The organism is Coleofasciculus sp. G2-EDA-02, from assembly GCF_040226375.1.
Lineage (GTDB): Bacteria > Cyanobacteriota > Cyanobacteriia > Cyanobacteriales > Coleofasciculaceae > Coleofasciculus.
The window spans coordinates 33,514-49,699 of sequence record NZ_JAVKEW010000242.1 but is presented as its reverse complement, the minus strand read 5'-3'; the positions used below and the strand labels follow the sequence as shown (position 1 = coordinate 49,699).

The following is a 16,186-nucleotide window of genomic DNA, read 5'->3' as shown; positions in this document are numbered from 1 at the left end:
CAGTAGTGGACTGACCCAGCTAAAATTGTGCAATAGATTGATGGTTAAATTGGGCGCACAACCTGCGCCCCTACAATTCTAATCCACCATTTTAGGTGGGTCACGGCGCCATCGTGCGTTAGCGTAGCGTAACGCACCAGACAAATGACATAAAACCAATAACCAATGACACCGACCCAGTTATTAATTTTCGCATCTGCTGGCTTATTTGCCGGAATCTTAGCCGGCTTTTTGGGAATCGGTGGCGGTACAGTTCTTGTACCTTTATTAGTAACCTTAGGATACGACTATCAACAAGCCGTTGCTACAAGTACCCTGTCAATCGTGATTACAGCAATTTCGGGTACATTACAGAATTGGCGGCTGGGTAACATAGATTTTAAGCGCATCATTGCCATTGGCTTTCCGGCGATAATAACTGCGCCAATTGGCGCTTATTTAACAGAATTATTTGCCGACTACTGGTTAAAGGCGGCATTCGGACTATTACTCCTAATTAATATTTACTTAGTGCGACTCCGCAAACGTTTGAAAGCCAGAGAAAAGCAAGATGCTCCAGAAACGGAAAATCAACGACAAACTCCACACTCGAAAAGCAAAGCAGCATTAGCCAGAATTGCCACAGGAAGTGCCGCCGGTTTACTCGCTGGCGTATTTGGTGTGGGTGGAGGCGTGATTATGGTGCCCTTGCAAATTTTACTCTTGGGAGAGAGCATTAAAACGGCAATTCAAACCAGTTTAGGCGTGATTGTGATTACCGCAATTTCGGCTTGTATCGGTCATGCTGTACAAGGGAATGTGTTATGGATTGAGGGATTACTTCTGGGTACAGGGGGGTTATTGGGAGCGCAAATTAGTACCCGTTTTTTGCCTAAATTACCGGATCAAGTGGTTAGTTTGGCATTTAGTACACTACTAGCTATCTTAGCCATTTACTTTTTCTGGCAGGCATGGCAAAGCTATATAAATGGGGTCTGATATCAAATCTTGCATACATAACCCTGTTATGTCCAGATTGTAGAGACGTTGCATGAAAGTGCAGTATTGACCCCACTCTGAGCGTTCACGGCATCTTCTAATGAAAAAAGTGGGGAGGTTTGGAGTTTAGGGATTAGGAGAAAAATTGCGATCGCGCGGCTTGAGTGTCTTGGAGTTGCTGTTCTAAGCCTTGCCAGTCGCTTTGCTCAACCCGTTCAATCAATTCATCGAGACAGTGACGATAGGATAAGAGCGATCGCAATAAAAAGTCCCGATTATAACGTGCCATCATCACCCCTAACTCAGGATTTCCGCCACCCACCCGACTGGTATCACGAAACCCGGAACTAGCTAACTGCTGTATTAACTCTAAGACAATCGGGTCAGTTTCATCGATACAAGCATTAATTAAACTAGCGCTCACCATAACAGGCAGGTGAGAAATCCAAGCGACAGCGCGATCATGATCTTGAGGACTACAGAAATAAACCCGATTCGTGAGCGATCGCACCAAATGCTCAACCTGTTTCACGGCGGCGGGTGGCGTCGTATCCAGAGGTGTCAACACATAAGCACAATCAGTAAATAACCCTGATACCGCCGCCTCAATCCCATTCAATTCTCGACCCGCCATGGGATGTCCACCGACAAAATTATGCCACAGGGGTGTCACCGCTTCCACCACCGCCGTTTTCACCGAACCCACATCCGTGATAATAGTTTCCGGGGATAGGTGAGGAATTAACGCCTGGAGCATTGGCGCGATCGCAGAAATTGGCGTACAAATAAAAACAATATCAGAAGCTGCCAATAGGTTCATTTTGACACTGGCGTCATCCACCACACCGAGTTCAATGGCTCTGTTGCAGGTATAGTCTTGGCGAGACACTCCCAAGACGGAATGACCCAATTTTCTCAAGTCCAGTCCCAGGGAACCCCCAATCAGTCCCAGCCCAACAATTCCAATCTTCATGATCCCATGCCATCCACGTTAAGCTATTAAATTAAGTTTTAGGCAAAGCTGGGTTTTAGGCAACTGGCAGTTCAATTAAGGATAGCATTTGAAACAGGAGGTGTGGAACTTAGAAGTAGAATCGCTCCCCATCAAGATTGATCCCAGCCCGCAGACAACTGGGCTAGCGTTGGTTAACGACAGCACAGGCGAGGTTGTCTGGGTAGCTGATTTACAGTACCGAGGCTTTCAAATTCGGGATGCATTAACAAAGCTGGGCTAGTTCAAGGCATCCGTCACAAATACTGCACACCTATTCATAAAAAAGACGGTTATTCTTATGTACAGTAACCTGATTCTTTCTGAGGTTCAACGCCCCCGAAAGAATCCCCCGTTTCCTCCTCCCGTTATACCCATAAGGTTAACGGAGGTCTCCACGGGGGAAGAAAGATGAATGTGATGGAAATTCTCAAAAAATATGCCGCTGGCGTGAAAAACTTTTCCGGGGCAAATCTTGCCGAAGCCAACCTGAGTGGGATTAATCTCAGTGGTGCCGATTTAAGTGACGCGAACTTAAGTGTAGCCAACCTCAGTGGTGCTTATTTAATTGGTACAAATTTAAGTCGGGCACGACTTAATGTAGCCAGACTCAGTGGTGCCAATCTCTCCAACGCCAACTTAACCAAAGCCAATCTCAACGTTGCCAATTTGATTCGAGCGGACTTGGGTGGAGCGCAACTGACTCAGGCGGCGATGATTCGGGCAGAACTGATTCGTGCCAAATTAAGTGGCGCTAACCTAACAGAAGCGAATCTCAGTGGTGCGGATCTGCGAGAAGCCGCCCTCAGAAATGCCAAACTGCACCGGGCTAATCTTAGCGAAGCTAACCTACGGGGAGCTGTTTTAACAGGGGCAATTCTGGAGGGTGCTAATTTGAACGCCGCCGATTTGAGCCGTACTGATCTGAGTAATACCAATGTTCGACAGGCTGAATTCAAGCAAGCCAATCTCAGTTGTGCCAATTTAGCGGGTGCGGATCTCAGTGGTGCTAACTTGCGCTGGACTGACTTGAGTGGTGCGAATCTCAGTTGGGCAAATCTGAGTGAGGCTAAGTTAAGCGGCGCGAATTTAACCGGGGCGGATTTGAGTCATGCTAATTTGCTCAATACCAGTTTAGTCCATGCCGATCTCACCCAAGCGCGATTAATTTATGCCGATTGGATTGGGGCAGACTTAACCGGGGCGACGCTCACAGGGGCAAAATTGCATGGGGTGTCTCGTGTTGGTCTCAAAACCCAAGGTATTGTCTGTGAATGGGTTGATTTGAGTCCAGAGGGCGATCACAGTCGGGTTGTCAACCTTGCCAGCGAAGAAGTATCGCACAAGTTTTTTAACGAAACCTTACCCACCGTCACCATTATCATTGATGCCCCTTTAGATATCGCCGCGAATTTAGCCTTAGTCCGTGTTTATCATCAACTGGCGCAGAGTTTCCCCGTTCTCAATACAGCACCCAGCGTGAACGTTGGCGTGCGGAAAACCTCTTTGACCTTTAGTGCCAGTAATGCTGAATTGTTAATTATTGCTTACTTAGGAATTGTTCCGTTTAAAGATGCAACGATTACCCAAGAAAATATTATCGCACTGCTCAAGAAGCTAGAACCCAGTGTTCTGGAAAAGTGGGGCTTTAAAACATCCCAATCCATTCAAGAGTTCCTGAAAACCCTTGAACAAGGCATTGATCCGTCCAAAATGGCGGTGGATTTCAGAAAGTCGAGTCCTTTTTTCCAAGCTCCCACTCAAACCATCATCACTAACTCTAACAATCAAACCTGGACAGCTTACTACCATCCAGCCTTTGGTAAGCCGTTGATGCAATCTCAATAGGCAGGGGAGCAGGGGGAGCAGGGGGAGCAGGGGGAGCAGGGGGAGCAGGGGGAGCAGGGGGAGCAGGGGGAGCAGGGGGAGCAGAGGGAGCAGGGGGAGCTGGGGGAGCAGGGGGAGCAGGGGGAGCAGGGGGAGCAGAGAGAGCTGGGGACGAATGACGAATGACTTATAACAACCATAGAAGAAAGTGTTATCCTCCACAGTATCGTGTTGTGTGAGGAAATTCAAGTTATGGTTACGTCTCCTGTCCGCCGTCAGGACTTATATCGTTTTGCCCCCAGACATCTACAAAAATCTTCGACCCATGGAACGCTAACGGATTTACCCCTAACTCTGCCAAAGACTCCCTTGTTTGGTACGGATGGCATTCGGGGACGAGTGGGAGAACTGCTTACGGCTGAATTGGCACTACAAATTGGGTTTTGGGCAGGTCAGGTCTTACATTCGCAAGCCTCAGCATTGGGTCCGGTGATTGTCGGACAGGATTCGCGAAACTCCAGCGATATGTTGGCATCGGCGCTGAGTAAAGGCTTAAACTTAGCTGGATTGGAGGTATGGAATATCGGGTTATGTCCGACGCCCGGAGTTGCCTATCTTACCCGTTTCTCAGAAGCCGTGGGCGGGGTGATGATTTCTGCCAGTCATAATCCCCCAGAAGATAATGGGATTAAATTTTTTAGCGCCCAAGGGACAAAACTGCCTGGGGAATTGCAGCAGCAGATTGAGGCGGGTATCCGAGGGATAGTGGATAAGGCTGTGGTTGCTCATAGCCAGGGTCACCATTACCACCGACCGGAATTAGTGGGACGTTATCTCGAATCATTACGGCGTCCCCTGGAATCGGTGACCAATTTACAAGGGATGAAAATCGTCCTCGATTTGGCGTGGGGGGCTTCCGTGCACTTAGCGGAACAGGTTTTTGCACAGTTGGGAGCAACCGTTATCTGTTTACATAATCAACCCAATGGCGATCGCATTAATGTTAATTGTGGCTCAACTCATTTAACCTGCCTCCAGAATGCGGTACGAGAACACTCTGCCGATATGGGTTTTGCCTTTGATGGTGACGCGGATCGGGTGATGGCGGTTGATTGTGAAGGTCGAGTCGTTGATGGGGATTATATTCTCTATTTCTGGGGGCAAACATTACGACAAACGAATCAACTCCCTGACGATTTAATTGTTGCCACTGTTATGGCAAATCTGGGCTTTGAAAATGCCTGGAAAGCCAGGGGCGGCAAATTGGTGCGAACTGCTGTAGGCGACCAATATGTTCAGGCGGCAATGAATCGCAGTGGTGCCATGCTCGGCGGCGAACAGTCGGGACATATTCTTTGTTACCACTACGGCTTGACAGGCGATGGCATGTTAACGGCTTTGCATTTAGCCTCGTTGGTACGTCAGTCGGGGGTTTCCTTGAATACTCTGGTTGATCAAAGCTTCCAGACTTATCCCCAACTGTTGCAAAATGTGCGCGTCGAAAACCGCGATCGCCGCTTACATTGGCAAGAGTGTCAACCCCTGATGGATGCCATTGCCCAAGCTCAAACCGTTATGGCAGATCAAGGGCGCGTTTTAGTCCGGGCATCGGGAACCGAACCCGTTATCCGGGTGATGGTAGAAGCCGTTGAAGCTCAAATGGCAACGCACTGGACAGCTAAACTGGTTTCTGTTGTCGAAAACCATTTAGGTTAGAAGGCTTCAAGGCTCTAAGGCAATACTGCTCGCAGAAAACTATCATTTAACTTTTTCTCCCCCTGCTTCCAGACGTGCCATGGCACGTCTCTACATTGCTTCCCAGCTCCCCATGCTCCCCCTGCTTCAAGAACTCCCTCACTTGGGAATGTGCCACAATCGAAAGAGATAGGCAGCGTGACAGCTTTGCCATGGTTAAATCAAAATCAAAATCAAAATCGAAAACTTCAAAAAAAGGAAAAAAGCAGTCAAAGCAGTCTGAAGCCCCTCTCCTGAGTTTGAAGGAGCAGCTAGCCCAAAAGCGTACAGCACAACGGCAGCGCCAAGAACTGATTCAATGGCTGTTCATGACGCTACTGCCAGGGATATTTCTAGGAGCGATCGTTAGTGTGGTTGCCGAACCGAAGATGGGTGTGATCGCCGGAGCTATCATACCTTGTTTTGGTCTGTCCTATAAATATCCCCGCAAGGCTCTGTGGCTATTTTTCATTTATATGCCCTTTAGCGGTACTGTTGTTTATAGCCTGGGTGGTAGCGCTCTACTCCAATTAGCCAAAGATGGATTGTATTTTCCTGCTCTAATTGGCTTATACCAACAGTGCAGACGCGAAAAGAAACCCTTTTTTGTTCCCAAAAGCCTAATGCCAACACTGAGTATTTGTTTGGTGTTGTCTCTTTTGACATTATTCTTTGTCAACGGTTTGCAGTTAACAGGCAAGGAATCAGGACAACCCTTTATTCAAGGAATTTTGGGCTTAAAAATTTTCCTGGGATACGCTCCCCTGGTTTTTTGCGCTCAACATTTGCTCAAAAGTAAAAAGGATTTGCTATTTTGTAGCCGTTTGCATCTAGGTCTGGCAATTATTTGCTGTGTCCTAGGGCTGTGGCAGTACATGATGCTCAAGCAGGGTATCTGTAAAGGTACGGATCATCTTTCCGGGGTTGAGTTATTTAAGGCAACCTTAGAGGCTCGGTGTTTTATTGGTGGGGCTTTGCTGTACAGTCCATCACAGAATATGATTCGCTTGCCAGGAACTTTTGTGTCTCCTTGGCACTGGGGTTGGTTCCTAATTGCCAATAGTGCGTTAACGTTTTCTGCCGCATTCAGCGATTCATCTTTTTTCTGGCGGATTGGGGGTTTGGTGGGAATGGCACTGGTTTTCATAAATGCGGTAATCTGCGGTCAGCGAATTGCCTTGGCTTTGGTTCCAGCTATTACGATACTCTTGTTAATTCTTACAGGTCAGATAGCGAATCTCAAGCGGTTTATTCCGATTGGGGTAGGACTCGCCTTGGTGATTGCGATTGGCTTAGCTACGAATCCGGAACTGGTTCAGGAACGGATTGACAGTTTTCAGAGTCGTGCTGAGGCTTCACCACCGCAAGCATTCATTCAACATCAATTTGAATGGGCGACTTATAACACCAAAGGATTGCTCGGGAATGGTTTAGGACGAGCTACTAATTCTACTCGCACCTTTGGGGATGTTTCACTGGTTGAAACCTATTATCCCAAACTTATCTTTGAAATAGGTATGATCGGTACCCTAGCGTTTTTGGCGTTTGTGACGCACTTGACATTTACTACATTTAAAGCAAAACAATCAGTTCGTGACAAAAATTTACGTAGTTTTGGCTCTAGTTATTGGGTCTTTGTTTTGATTATCAGTTATAACACCTATTGGTATCCTTTGGATACAGACCCCGTGGCTGTATACTACTGGTTCTTTGCTGGAGCAATCTTAGCCTTACCCGCGATAGACAGACAGGAACTGCGAAAACTTAAACTTGTCCAACAACAGGATGAACCTGACGCGCAAAAGAACGGTAAAAAAAAGGTCTCTAAACCCCGAATTGCTACCCCAGTAGCCTCCTAGTGCACGTCTCTTAGCTGGGGGAGCTGATTACCAATCAACAATCAACAATTACCATTTCAAAAAAATAGCCGTGAATGTGCCTTTAATTTCAGTCATTATTCCCACTTACGAACGCGAAGAACCCTTGCGAGATACCTTAGAAGATGTACTCAAGCAAGAATATCCTGCTGTAGAAGTTTTAGTGGTTGATCAAACTCAAAACCATAAACCTGAAATCGAAGCCTATTTACAGCAATTAGCGAATGACCATAAAATTAAATGGTTTCGGGTGAACTGGGCGAGTCTACCTGGGGCGCGAAATTATGGTGTGCGACGGGCGACGGGCGAAATTGTTGTGTTTATCGATGATGATGTAAAAATGCCCGCTGGGTACTTAGATGCCCACGCCCGTAACTATCAGCGTCAGGAGGTTGGAGCGGTTGCAGGGCGAGTGTTTGACCGGATGAAGCTGGCAGATTCTAAGAAGAAACATCAGGGAGATTATGAAATTGAGGATTTGCCACCTCAGGCGATGGACCCTGGAATTGCCTGGTATCACATTGACTTAGTGCATACGATTAAACCTCAGTGGGTGATTTCCGCCAGAGGCTGTAATATGTCCTACCGTCGGGACATTTTTACCAAGCATGGGATATGGTTTGACGAGCGATTTCGCGGGAGTGCAGTACGGGAAGAGTCGGATTTTTGTCTGCGATCGCGGCAAACGGGTTACAAGATTTGGTATGATCCCGATGCATATTTGGTGCATCTAGGCGAAGAAACTGGCGGCTGTCATGATATTAGTACGCGATCGCTAAAATACCAAGTTACTTTTTATCACAATCATTTCTTGATGGCGCTGAAAAACCTCACCCCCAGTCAGCAGGTGCGCTTATTCGCTAAGCTTTTTGATTGTCACGTTCTGGGAAATCCACCCTGTAACAAGAGTGGTTCCCCAATCAAAATTGTCACTCGTGCAGGTTTCTACATTATCGGGTTTATCGACGCCCTGAAAAGTCAAATCAAGTCCAGTTGGGATCAGGGACAAATTTATACCAAGTTAGATGAAAAAGTTGATGGTTGATTGGGGACGTTTTGACCCTTCGCGACATTCAATGGACATGGTTTGTAGGGGCGGGTTTAGGGACTCTCTTGTAGCGATTGATAGTAACCTTGGTACAAAACCCGCCCTAACTTAGTGTTGAGTTAACTCCCTATCTCCATTAACTCCCTCATCTCCCCTATTCCCTGTTTCCTGTTCCCTCTAAAAAAGTATGAGAATTCTAGTTGCCAGTCATACCTATATTGTTGATCTCAACTGCGAAAAGCTACGGGAACTTGCTAAGTTAGAATCTGATATTGAAGTCACCGTAGTCGTACCCCGTCGTTGGCGTCCAGGGGGCGTTCAAAATAAAATTATTGAAACTCAACCGCGTCAAGAGGGTTCATTTCGAGTCGTACCTGTCTCTAACTTGAGCCAAAATAATCAGGGATTACTCACATTTGGCGCAGATATTATTCCCTTATTACGGGAATTTCGCCCCCAGATTATTCAGGTTGAACAAGGCGCAAAGTCATTAGGATATGCCCAATTCATTGCCTTGAATCAAGTTTTAGGGCTAAAGGCAAAAAATCTATTCTTTACCTGGTGGAATTTACCATATCAGGTAAAGTTTCCTTTATCGATATTGCACGATTATAACCTCCAAAATACCCACGGACTCGTTGCTGGAAATCAGGATGCGGTGGAGGTACTCCAGCAGCATGGTTATCAGGGGGCTTCTATCGTTATGCCTCAATTGGGTGTGGATGATAGCCGATTTCGTCCCCAAGTCCAGCCAGACTTACAAAGCAAGTTAGAAATTCAAGGAGATGAATTTGTCGTCGGATTTGTAGGACGGTTTGTTGAAGAAAAAGGGTTATTAACTTTAGGGGAAGCTTTGGCGGGGATCAAGGATCATCGTTGGAAGTGGTTACTGTTAGGGCGTGGTTCTCTGCAAACTGTGTTAATGGAGAAGGCGGTGGAATGGGGAATTAAAGACCGAATGATTTGGGTGGAGAGTGTTCCTCATGACGAAGTGCCAAATTATATTAATTTGATGAATGTTCTAGTCTTGCCATCTGAAACGACGTACAAGTTTAAAACTCTAACGGCGGCGGGATGGAAAGAACAGTTTGGTCATGTTTTGATTGAGGCGATGGCATCGAAAGTGCCTGTGATTGGGTCTGATTCTGGGGAAATTCCGAATGTGATTGGGGATGCGGGTTTGGTTTTTCCGGAGAAGAATGTAGAAGCGTTACGGAGTAAGTTGGTATCGCTGATGGAGCAGCCGGAGTGGGGGAATCAGTTGGCTGAATTGGGGTATGAACGAGCAATGAGGCAGTATACTAATAAGGCTTTGGCACGGAAGTTGTTGGATTTTTATCAGAGACTTGTTGAATGATGAGACGGGGTATCAAAATTATATTTTTTTAACGCAGAGGAGCGCAGAGGTTTACGCAGAGGACGCAGAGGGGGTTAGAGGATTGGGATTTGCTTTTTTTATCGGATTTGGAAATAGTTGGCGATGATATGAGGTGGCTACATTATTGGTTGGTGAGTCTAACAAATGATGAATGACGAATGATAAATGACGAATTAAAAAAATGCGAATTTTACAAGTTGTTCCTTCAATTTCGCTGATTTATGGGGGTCCGAGTCAAATGGTACTGGGGCTTTCTAAGGCGCTAGCGAATCAGGGAGTAGATGTTACTATATTGACGACAGATAGTAATGGGGATTTTGGTCAAGCGCCACTGGATGTTCCTTTGAATAAACCTGTCCCGCAGGATGGGTATCAGGTGCGATATTTCCGGTGTTCTCCGTTCCGTCGCTATAAGTTTTCTTTCTTATTATTACGCTGGTTGTGGCAACATGCAGGGGAATTTGATGTGGCGCATATTCATGCTCTATTTTCACCTGTGAGTACCGCAGCCGCAACAGTTGCCCGAAAACGAAATTTACCGTATATTTTGCGTCCATTAGGTACGCTTGATCCGGCGGATTTACAGAAGAAACGGCGATTAAAACAAGTTTATGTCAGTTTGTGGGAACGTGCTAATTTAGCGGGGGCGGCGGGTATTCATTTTACCAGTGAACAAGAGGCTAAGATTTCTCAACGTTTTGGTACGAATGCGCCGGATATTGTGATTCCTTTGGGGGTTACGCCTCCGGAGGATGTAGAGACGTTGCATGCAACGTCTCTACGTCAGGGCGGGTTCTGCACAAACGTTATCATCAATAACGAAACAAAAGTTCCTAAACCCGCCCCTACAGATATTCTAGGGAACGTCTCTACCCAATTGCCAATCCTCTTGTTTATGTCTCGAATTGACCCTAAAAAAGGATTGGCTTTACTGATTCCGGCTTTAGAAACTCTTTTAGCTGAAGGGTTAGGGTTTCAGTTTATCTTAGCTGGCGCGAATCCCCAAGATCCAGAGTATGAATGTAAAATTCAACAACAGATTCAGACGTCGCCTCTATCGTCTCATACGACAATTACGGGGTTTGTTGAGGGGGAAGTAAAAGCGGCGTTGTTACAAGGGGCAGATCTATTTGTTTTGCCGTCTTATTATGAAAACTTTGGTATTGCTGTCGCCGAAGCTATGGTGGCGGGGACTCCTGTGGTAATTTCAGATCAGGTGCATATTTGGCAGGAGGTGAAGGGGGCGGAGGCGGGATGGGTTTGTGGGTGTGATGTGGCGTCGTTGACTCAAATTTTACGGGAAGCGTTAAGAGATGCTGGGGAACAGAAGCGGCGTGGGGTCAATGGGAGAGACTATGCACTACGGCATTATAGTTGGGATGCGATCGCGCAGACTATGATTGAGGCATATCAAAACATAATTGATAATTGATAATTGATAATTGATAATTGATAATTTGTTATGGCAGATATTGATAACCTCCTCAACCAAATAGCCGCCCAAGAAACCCAACTTCAGGATACTGAGTTTCTTGCCCCCTGTGTTCAAGGCGGACAAGTTCGCACGTCAGTGGCTAATCTGATTTATACGTTTACTCCTCAACCGGCTGATTTTGAAGGATGGGGTATTTTTCGTCCTGTGGATGAGAAAATGGCGGAGGTGGTTGAAGAGGCTAGTTTACCTCAATTAGCTGAGTATCTGAACCTACTTAAACCCCTGCGTTTACGATTGGCTTATCCGTTGCGTTCATTGACTTGGTTAGCGTATCCGATTAATGAATCGGATATGCAGCAACGCTTGGGTATGATCAAACCTGTACCTGTACATCTGGTTAGCGAAGGCGCTACATTTGAACCGATTATTGCCCGTTTTGATGGTACGGCTTTTTGGTTTGATGAAATAGACAGACGCGCTGAACCCCAACCGACTGAACGGTTAAGAGAACAGTTAGAACAGGTTACTTTACCGGATCAGGTTCGGTTTGGGGGAATGACACCGGAAATGGTGACGGTTTATGAACTTGTATTGCAACAAACATCTGCTTATCAGGAGAGAGAACAACATCGGCGTCAGGTGAGAGAGGGGGAGATTCGCCCACAACACCCCCAGAGACGGCGGGAAAGATGGGGTTCTAATCCTGATCAAACCGATGAACAACGGTTGCGGGATGCATTACAGATGGGAGGTGGGAGATTGCGGACATTTCGCGATCGCGGCGAGTTTTGGCAAGTGGAATGGACAACTCGTGATCGGGAAAGTCATACCTGTGCGATCGCGAAGGGGGATTTAACTGTGATGAGTTCAGGGATTTGTTTAAGTGGTTGCGATCGCGACTTTGATTTACAATCCTTGGTTGGTGTGATTGAAGCCCGTATCTAACAAGATTTGGGATTTTCTCCGGCTCAACTGTATTAATTTTCCTAATGGTTCGACCAACATTTCTTTACGGAGTTTTCAAGAAACTTTCCCTCAATCTTGACTACAATCTAGTTATCGTCTACCACAATCTCTATTAAGCACAGAGACAAATAATGCTGACCAAAAAAATTTACCAGAGAAAAATCAGTAACTCGTTTGACTTTAGTCAACTTTTTGCTCAAAGCATGCAAAAGGGTAAAATCAGTCTGGCTGACTGGTATGAATTACTGGTAATGCCGATGGATAATACCTTTACCTCAGATCATGAGGAGGCGGTGACTCGATTAATCTATGGGGTGCGACATGGTTTTGTTAAAGTCGTTGATAATGGTTAGTTGTTTCAAACTAGCCACTGGCTATTGACTGATCGCGGTGGTTGCCCGATTTTATTCATAATGTCTATTTTCTTTCACGAAAACCTTTATCGAACACCTGCCCTGATGACACGGTTGCAGGAGTTTCCGGTAACTATCTGCGGGGCTGGAGCGCTGGGGGCAAATATGACTGAAAACCTGGCACGTTCAGGGTTTGGTAAGTTACGGGTAATCGATCGCGATCGCATCGAAGAACGAAATCTTTCCACTCAACCTTATTACAAATCTGATATTGGTGCTTATAAAACTAAAATTTTGACAAATACCCTCTATCGTGCATTAGGTATCACTATAGATGGGCGTGCCAAAGAACTAACGGCGGACAACTGTTCTCAATTACTCCGGGACAGTCATTTAGTCATCGATACCTTTGACAATAGTGTCGCCCGTCAAGGGGTGAAGGAGTATTGTCAACAGGTGCAGATTCCCTGTCTCCATGTCGGATTGGCGAGTGACTATGGGGAGATAATTTGGAACGATAGTTATCGCGTTCCTTCACCTGCCAATGATGATATTTGTGATTATCCCTTGGCACGAAATTTAGTGATGCTGGCGGTTGCGGTTGCTTGTGAGGTGATTATTACTTTTGTTGCCACTCAAAAGCAACGAAGTTTTACCATTACGTTAGCCGATTTAGCCGTTCAACCATTCAATTATGAAGTATGAATTTCAGTAGACCGAAAAATGAGAGCGATCGCTTTGCCTCAATCCGCTTTATGTAGCTTGTGATACAAAACATTTGCTGACGCTTTAAGCCGGAGAAATCGCCCGTCTAAATTCCCGGATAGCCTCAAGTTTAGACGCCATAATCAAATTGCTCAAAAATTCTGGATCTGTCCTTGGCGTTCTAATAGTTCTAGGTAGGAGATGGGTACGACTAGGGGCCAAAGAAGAGCGGCTATGGTTAAAAATATGACCGAGTGAAATTGGGTTTCGGGAGAGAGGTTTTCCTCACGTTGTAAAAAGTCTAGCCATCGCGTGAACAAAAGCGGTAGCATGATGAGGTAAAAGATGATTAAGCCGCTGAAAATGATGTTCAACATAGTTTCCTTGGTTGGTTGAGAGGTTGATTGAGTTTCTAATTATTACTCTGGTTTATTTCCTGCCTTTTATGCAAATGGTCAGGATTCTGTCAAAAATCTTTACAAATTTAATCGTCAACTCTGCATTTAGTGGATCGCCTGCTTTGGTAGCCCGGATAAATTCAATAAAAATGTATTTAAAGATACATGAATTGGGTTTAATTCTGTAGTAGTTCGTCACTATAGCTATTGACACAAGTGAGGTGTTATGATTAAGGAATAGGTGGAGTCGCGATCGCACCTATTCTGTCAATAGCTGGAACCTTTGCTGCGCCAGGTTTTCAATCCGAAAGCAGAGGGTTCAGGGACTGACGTACAGTAGCCGCGATCGCAAATCCCCGATGCCAGCGAATTTGAAGGCGATAGTATGTTCACCATCAAAGCGATTCAATTCATAGCCAGCAGCGAGTAATTCCGACTCAGACAGATACATAATATTGGTGAGAAATTCACCCGTTGAGATCCCCCTAAATCCCCCTTTTTAAGGGGGACTTTGAAAAAGTGTTTCCTTTGTCACCCGTAGGGCATGGCACGTCTGGAACATCGCTTCCTTCTTGCTCCCCTCTCCCCCCTTTTCCCCCCTTTTTCCCCCTTTTTCCCCCCCTTTTTCCCCCTTTTTCCCCCTTTTTCCCCCCCTTTTTCCCCCTTTTTCCCCCCCTTTCAAAGGGGGGCTAGGGGGGATAGGGCTTGTAGCTTAAGTTGACTTTGAGCCAGAACTTTAGTTCTCGGCTTGACTCAAAGCTTGCTGCAAACGGGGTTTATCTTGTCCTTTTTGATGCAGCAATACCCAAGACTCAATTAAATCAGGACCATGCACATCACCCGTGAGTGCAGCACGCAGGGAGCGCATGACTAAACCTTTCTTTACCTTTTGCTGTTTAGTCACCTGTTTGATGATTTCCCCTGCGGTTTCTGCACTAAATTCTGGGGTATTTTCTAAGGCTTCCAAAACCCTGTTTAATACATCTGTTACCCCTTCTTTTTTAACTTGTTCAATCGCCTCTGAAGTCAACTCAATCGAGTCAGTAAATAACATCCGCGTCATCTCCACCGCATCCGGTAAGCGCGTCAGACTCGGACCAATAACGGCAGCTAATCGTTCTAACCAAGGGCGATTATTTTCCCGATCAATGTTATACTCCGCTTCTTGCCAGTAGGGAATTAGTAAATCAACTAATTCCGATGGCGGTTTTTTGTGCAGATATTGACTATTGAGCCAATCCAGTTTATCCCAGTCAAACTTTGCCCCCGCCTTATTCACCCGATCAAAACTAAACTGTTGAGCAGCTTCTTCTAGGGTAAAGATTTCCTGTGTCGAGTCGGGTGGTGACCAACCCAGAAGCGTCATATAATTTGCCATCGCTTCTGGGACAAAACCCATCGTCTGAAACTCAGAAATAGAGGTCACGCCATCCCGTTTAGAAAGTTTTTGCCCCTGGGGATTTAGAATTAAAGGCGTGTGAGCAAATTCGGGTACTGTTGCGCCGAGGGCTTCATAAAGCAAAATCTGTTTGGCAGTATTGGCAATGTGGTCTTCTCCTCGGATGATATGAGTTATTTTCATATCAATGTCATCAACCACTACCGCTAAATTATAGAGAGGCTGACCAATTTCACCTTGAGAAGCCGCCCGGGCAATCACCATATCCCCACCCAGATCACTCCCTTTCCAGGTGAGTTTACCGCGCACCATATCATTCCAGACAATCTCGCGATTATCGTCAATCTTAAACCGAATCACCGGCTCTCGTCCCTCCGCTTCAAAAGCGGCGCGTTGTTCTAGGGTGAGATTGCGGTGACGGTTATCATAGCGAGGGGCTTCTTTGCGGGCTTTTTGGGCATCCCGGAGTGCCTTAAGTTCCGCTTCTGAGGTGTAACAGTAATAGGCTAAACCTTTATCTAAAAGGGTTTGAATGGTGTGGTGATAAAGGTCAAACCGTTTCGATTGAAAAATCGGTCCTTCATCCCAATTGAGTCCTAACCAGGTGAGACCCTCTAAGATATTCTGGGTATATTCGGGACGCGATCGCGTTTGGTCGGTATCTTCGATGCGTAAAATAAACTGACCGCCGTGGTGTCGGGCGAATAGCCAGTTAAATACAGCGGTTCTGGCTGTACCGATGTGGAAGTTTCCGGTGGGAGACGGTGCAATGCGGACTCTAACAGTCACAAGATCAATCTCTGGTGGTAGGGTTGGCTAAGTACTTTCCAGCTATTTATTGTAGCGTAGAGCGGCGCTCACTCCCTCACCCATCCCCGAATTTCTTTTTCAAACCGAACCCAGCAAGACTACAACAATTAAAGGTTTTTCCCCAGTATTTAACTACTTCATTAAGTAACGGATCAGTAATTTCGTCCCGACAGAGTGCTGCCATTCCCATTGTATTTTCATCTTCAAAACCCAGGGCTTTTAAACAATGGAAAGTTTTTTTCATGTAATCTTCCATAGGTAATGCACCCGGGAAATACCGTTGAAGA

The 16,186-nt window shown here is 46.0% G+C and carries 16 protein-coding genes; 11 read left to right on the top strand and 5 right to left on the bottom strand.

Annotation, left to right across the window (positions count from 1 at the left end; all coding sequences use genetic code 11):
- Positions 1-165 precede the first annotated feature (165 nt).
- Positions 166-978, top strand: a complete 813-nt coding sequence (locus RLO19_RS27820) for a sulfite exporter TauE/SafE family protein (RefSeq protein WP_446360605.1) — start codon at positions 166-168, stop codon at positions 976-978.
- Positions 979-1,111: 133 nt separating this feature from the next.
- Here the strand turns inward: RLO19_RS27820 and RLO19_RS27815 are convergent, their stop codons facing one another.
- On the bottom strand, positions 1,112-1,951 hold the full coding sequence (locus tag RLO19_RS27815) for a prephenate/arogenate dehydrogenase (protein WP_446360604.1): 840 nt from the start codon (positions 1,949-1,951) through the stop codon (positions 1,112-1,114).
- Between the two features lie 100 nt (positions 1,952-2,051).
- Here RLO19_RS27815 and RLO19_RS27810 point away from each other — a divergent pair, with 100 nt between their 5' ends.
- The 10 genes from RLO19_RS27810 (at position 2,052) to RLO19_RS27765 (ending at position 13,292) form a co-directional block, all read left to right on the top strand.
- Positions 2,052-2,213: a hypothetical protein gene (locus RLO19_RS27810; RefSeq protein WP_446360603.1), complete on the top strand. Its 162-nt coding sequence runs from the start codon at positions 2,052-2,054 to the stop codon at positions 2,211-2,213.
- A 167-nt stretch (positions 2,214-2,380) separates the two neighbouring features.
- Positions 2,381-3,817: a pentapeptide repeat-containing protein gene (locus RLO19_RS27805; RefSeq protein WP_446360602.1), complete on the top strand. Its 1,437-nt coding sequence runs from the start codon at positions 2,381-2,383 to the stop codon at positions 3,815-3,817.
- A 231-nt stretch (positions 3,818-4,048) separates the two neighbouring features.
- On the top strand, positions 4,049-5,512 hold the full coding sequence (gene glmM / locus RLO19_RS27800) for a phosphoglucosamine mutase (protein ID WP_446360601.1): 1,464 nt from the start codon (positions 4,049-4,051) through the stop codon (positions 5,510-5,512).
- Positions 5,513-5,703: 191 nt separating this feature from the next.
- On the top strand, positions 5,704-7,389 hold the full coding sequence (gene hpsL, locus RLO19_RS27795) for a hormogonium polysaccharide biosynthesis protein HpsL (protein WP_446360600.1): 1,686 nt from the start codon (positions 5,704-5,706) through the stop codon (positions 7,387-7,389).
- 70 nt (positions 7,390-7,459) lie between these two features.
- A complete protein-coding gene (gene hpsN / locus RLO19_RS27790) occupies positions 7,460-8,452 on the top strand; it encodes a hormogonium polysaccharide biosynthesis glycosyltransferase HpsN (RefSeq protein ID WP_446360599.1) in 993 nt (330 codons plus the stop codon).
- 190 nt (positions 8,453-8,642) lie between these two features.
- Positions 8,643-9,812 carry a hormogonium polysaccharide biosynthesis glycosyltransferase HpsO gene (gene hpsO, locus RLO19_RS27785; RefSeq protein ID WP_446360598.1) on the top strand — a complete coding sequence of 390 codons (1,170 nt, stop codon included), beginning with the start codon at positions 8,643-8,645 and terminating at the stop codon, positions 9,810-9,812.
- Between the two features lie 202 nt (positions 9,813-10,014).
- Entirely contained in the window at positions 10,015-11,265 is a 1,251-nt protein-coding gene (gene hpsP, locus RLO19_RS27780) for a hormogonium polysaccharide biosynthesis glycosyltransferase HpsP (RefSeq protein ID WP_446360597.1), read from the top strand.
- A 30-nt stretch (positions 11,266-11,295) separates the two neighbouring features.
- A complete protein-coding gene (locus RLO19_RS27775) occupies positions 11,296-12,213 on the top strand; it encodes a hypothetical protein (RefSeq protein WP_446360596.1) in 918 nt (305 codons plus the stop codon).
- Between the two features lie 152 nt (positions 12,214-12,365).
- Entirely contained in the window at positions 12,366-12,587 is a 222-nt protein-coding gene (locus RLO19_RS27770; RefSeq protein WP_446360595.1) for a hypothetical protein, read from the top strand.
- A 57-nt stretch (positions 12,588-12,644) separates the two neighbouring features.
- On the top strand, positions 12,645-13,292 hold the full coding sequence (locus tag RLO19_RS27765) for a ThiF family adenylyltransferase (RefSeq protein WP_446360616.1): 648 nt from the start codon (positions 12,645-12,647) through the stop codon (positions 13,290-13,292).
- Positions 13,293-13,444: 152 nt separating this feature from the next.
- On the opposite strand, the gene RLO19_RS27760 is transcribed toward RLO19_RS27765, so the two are convergent.
- The 4 genes from RLO19_RS27760 to RLO19_RS27745 all read right to left on the bottom strand — a co-directional run bounded on the left by RLO19_RS27760 (position 13,445) and on the right by RLO19_RS27745 (position 16,155).
- Positions 13,445-13,669: a hypothetical protein gene (locus RLO19_RS27760; RefSeq protein ID WP_446360594.1), complete on the bottom strand. Its 225-nt coding sequence runs from the start codon at positions 13,667-13,669 to the stop codon at positions 13,445-13,447.
- A 340-nt stretch (positions 13,670-14,009) separates the two neighbouring features.
- Positions 14,010-14,141: a hypothetical protein gene (locus RLO19_RS27755; protein ID WP_446360593.1), complete on the bottom strand. Its 132-nt coding sequence runs from the start codon at positions 14,139-14,141 to the stop codon at positions 14,010-14,012.
- 285 nt (positions 14,142-14,426) lie between these two features.
- The gene (gene gltX, locus RLO19_RS27750) at positions 14,427-15,878 is read right to left on the bottom strand and encodes a glutamate--tRNA ligase (RefSeq protein ID WP_446360592.1); all 1,452 of its coding nucleotides are present in this window, start codon (positions 15,876-15,878) and stop codon (positions 14,427-14,429) included.
- A 76-nt stretch (positions 15,879-15,954) separates the two neighbouring features.
- Complete coding sequence (locus RLO19_RS27745; protein WP_446360591.1) at positions 15,955-16,155, bottom strand: hypothetical protein; 201 nt, start codon at positions 16,153-16,155, stop codon at positions 15,955-15,957.
- Positions 16,156-16,186: the final 31 nt, after the last annotated feature.

Bases quoted from the DNA above. Each gene is read 5' to 3' on its own strand.
- RLO19_RS27820 (WP_446360605.1), top strand. From the start codon at position 166: ATGACACCGACCCAGTTATTAATTTTCGCATCTGCTGGCTTATTTGCC.
- RLO19_RS27745 (WP_446360591.1), bottom strand. From the start codon at position 16,155: ATGGAAGATTACATGAAAAAAACTTTCCATTGTTTAAAAGCCCTGGGT.
- RLO19_RS27805 (WP_446360602.1), top strand. From the start codon at position 2,381: ATGAATGTGATGGAAATTCTCAAAAAATATGCCGCTGGCGTGAAAAAC.
- RLO19_RS27775 (WP_446360596.1), top strand. From the start codon at position 11,296: ATGGCAGATATTGATAACCTCCTCAACCAAATAGCCGCCCAAGAAACC.
- RLO19_RS27815 (WP_446360604.1), bottom strand. From the start codon at position 1,951: ATGAAGATTGGAATTGTTGGGCTGGGACTGATTGGGGGTTCCCTGGGA.
- RLO19_RS27755 (WP_446360593.1), bottom strand. From the start codon at position 14,141: ATGTATCTGTCTGAGTCGGAATTACTCGCTGCTGGCTATGAATTGAAT.
- glmM (WP_446360601.1), top strand. From the start codon at position 4,049: ATGGTTACGTCTCCTGTCCGCCGTCAGGACTTATATCGTTTTGCCCCC.
- RLO19_RS27770 (WP_446360595.1), top strand. From the start codon at position 12,366: ATGCTGACCAAAAAAATTTACCAGAGAAAAATCAGTAACTCGTTTGAC.
- hpsL (WP_446360600.1), top strand. From the start codon at position 5,704: ATGGTTAAATCAAAATCAAAATCAAAATCGAAAACTTCAAAAAAAGGA.
- hpsP (WP_446360597.1), top strand. From the start codon at position 10,015: ATGCGAATTTTACAAGTTGTTCCTTCAATTTCGCTGATTTATGGGGGT.
- hpsO (WP_446360598.1), top strand. From the start codon at position 8,643: ATGAGAATTCTAGTTGCCAGTCATACCTATATTGTTGATCTCAACTGC.
- RLO19_RS27760 (WP_446360594.1), bottom strand. From the start codon at position 13,669: ATGTTGAACATCATTTTCAGCGGCTTAATCATCTTTTACCTCATCATG.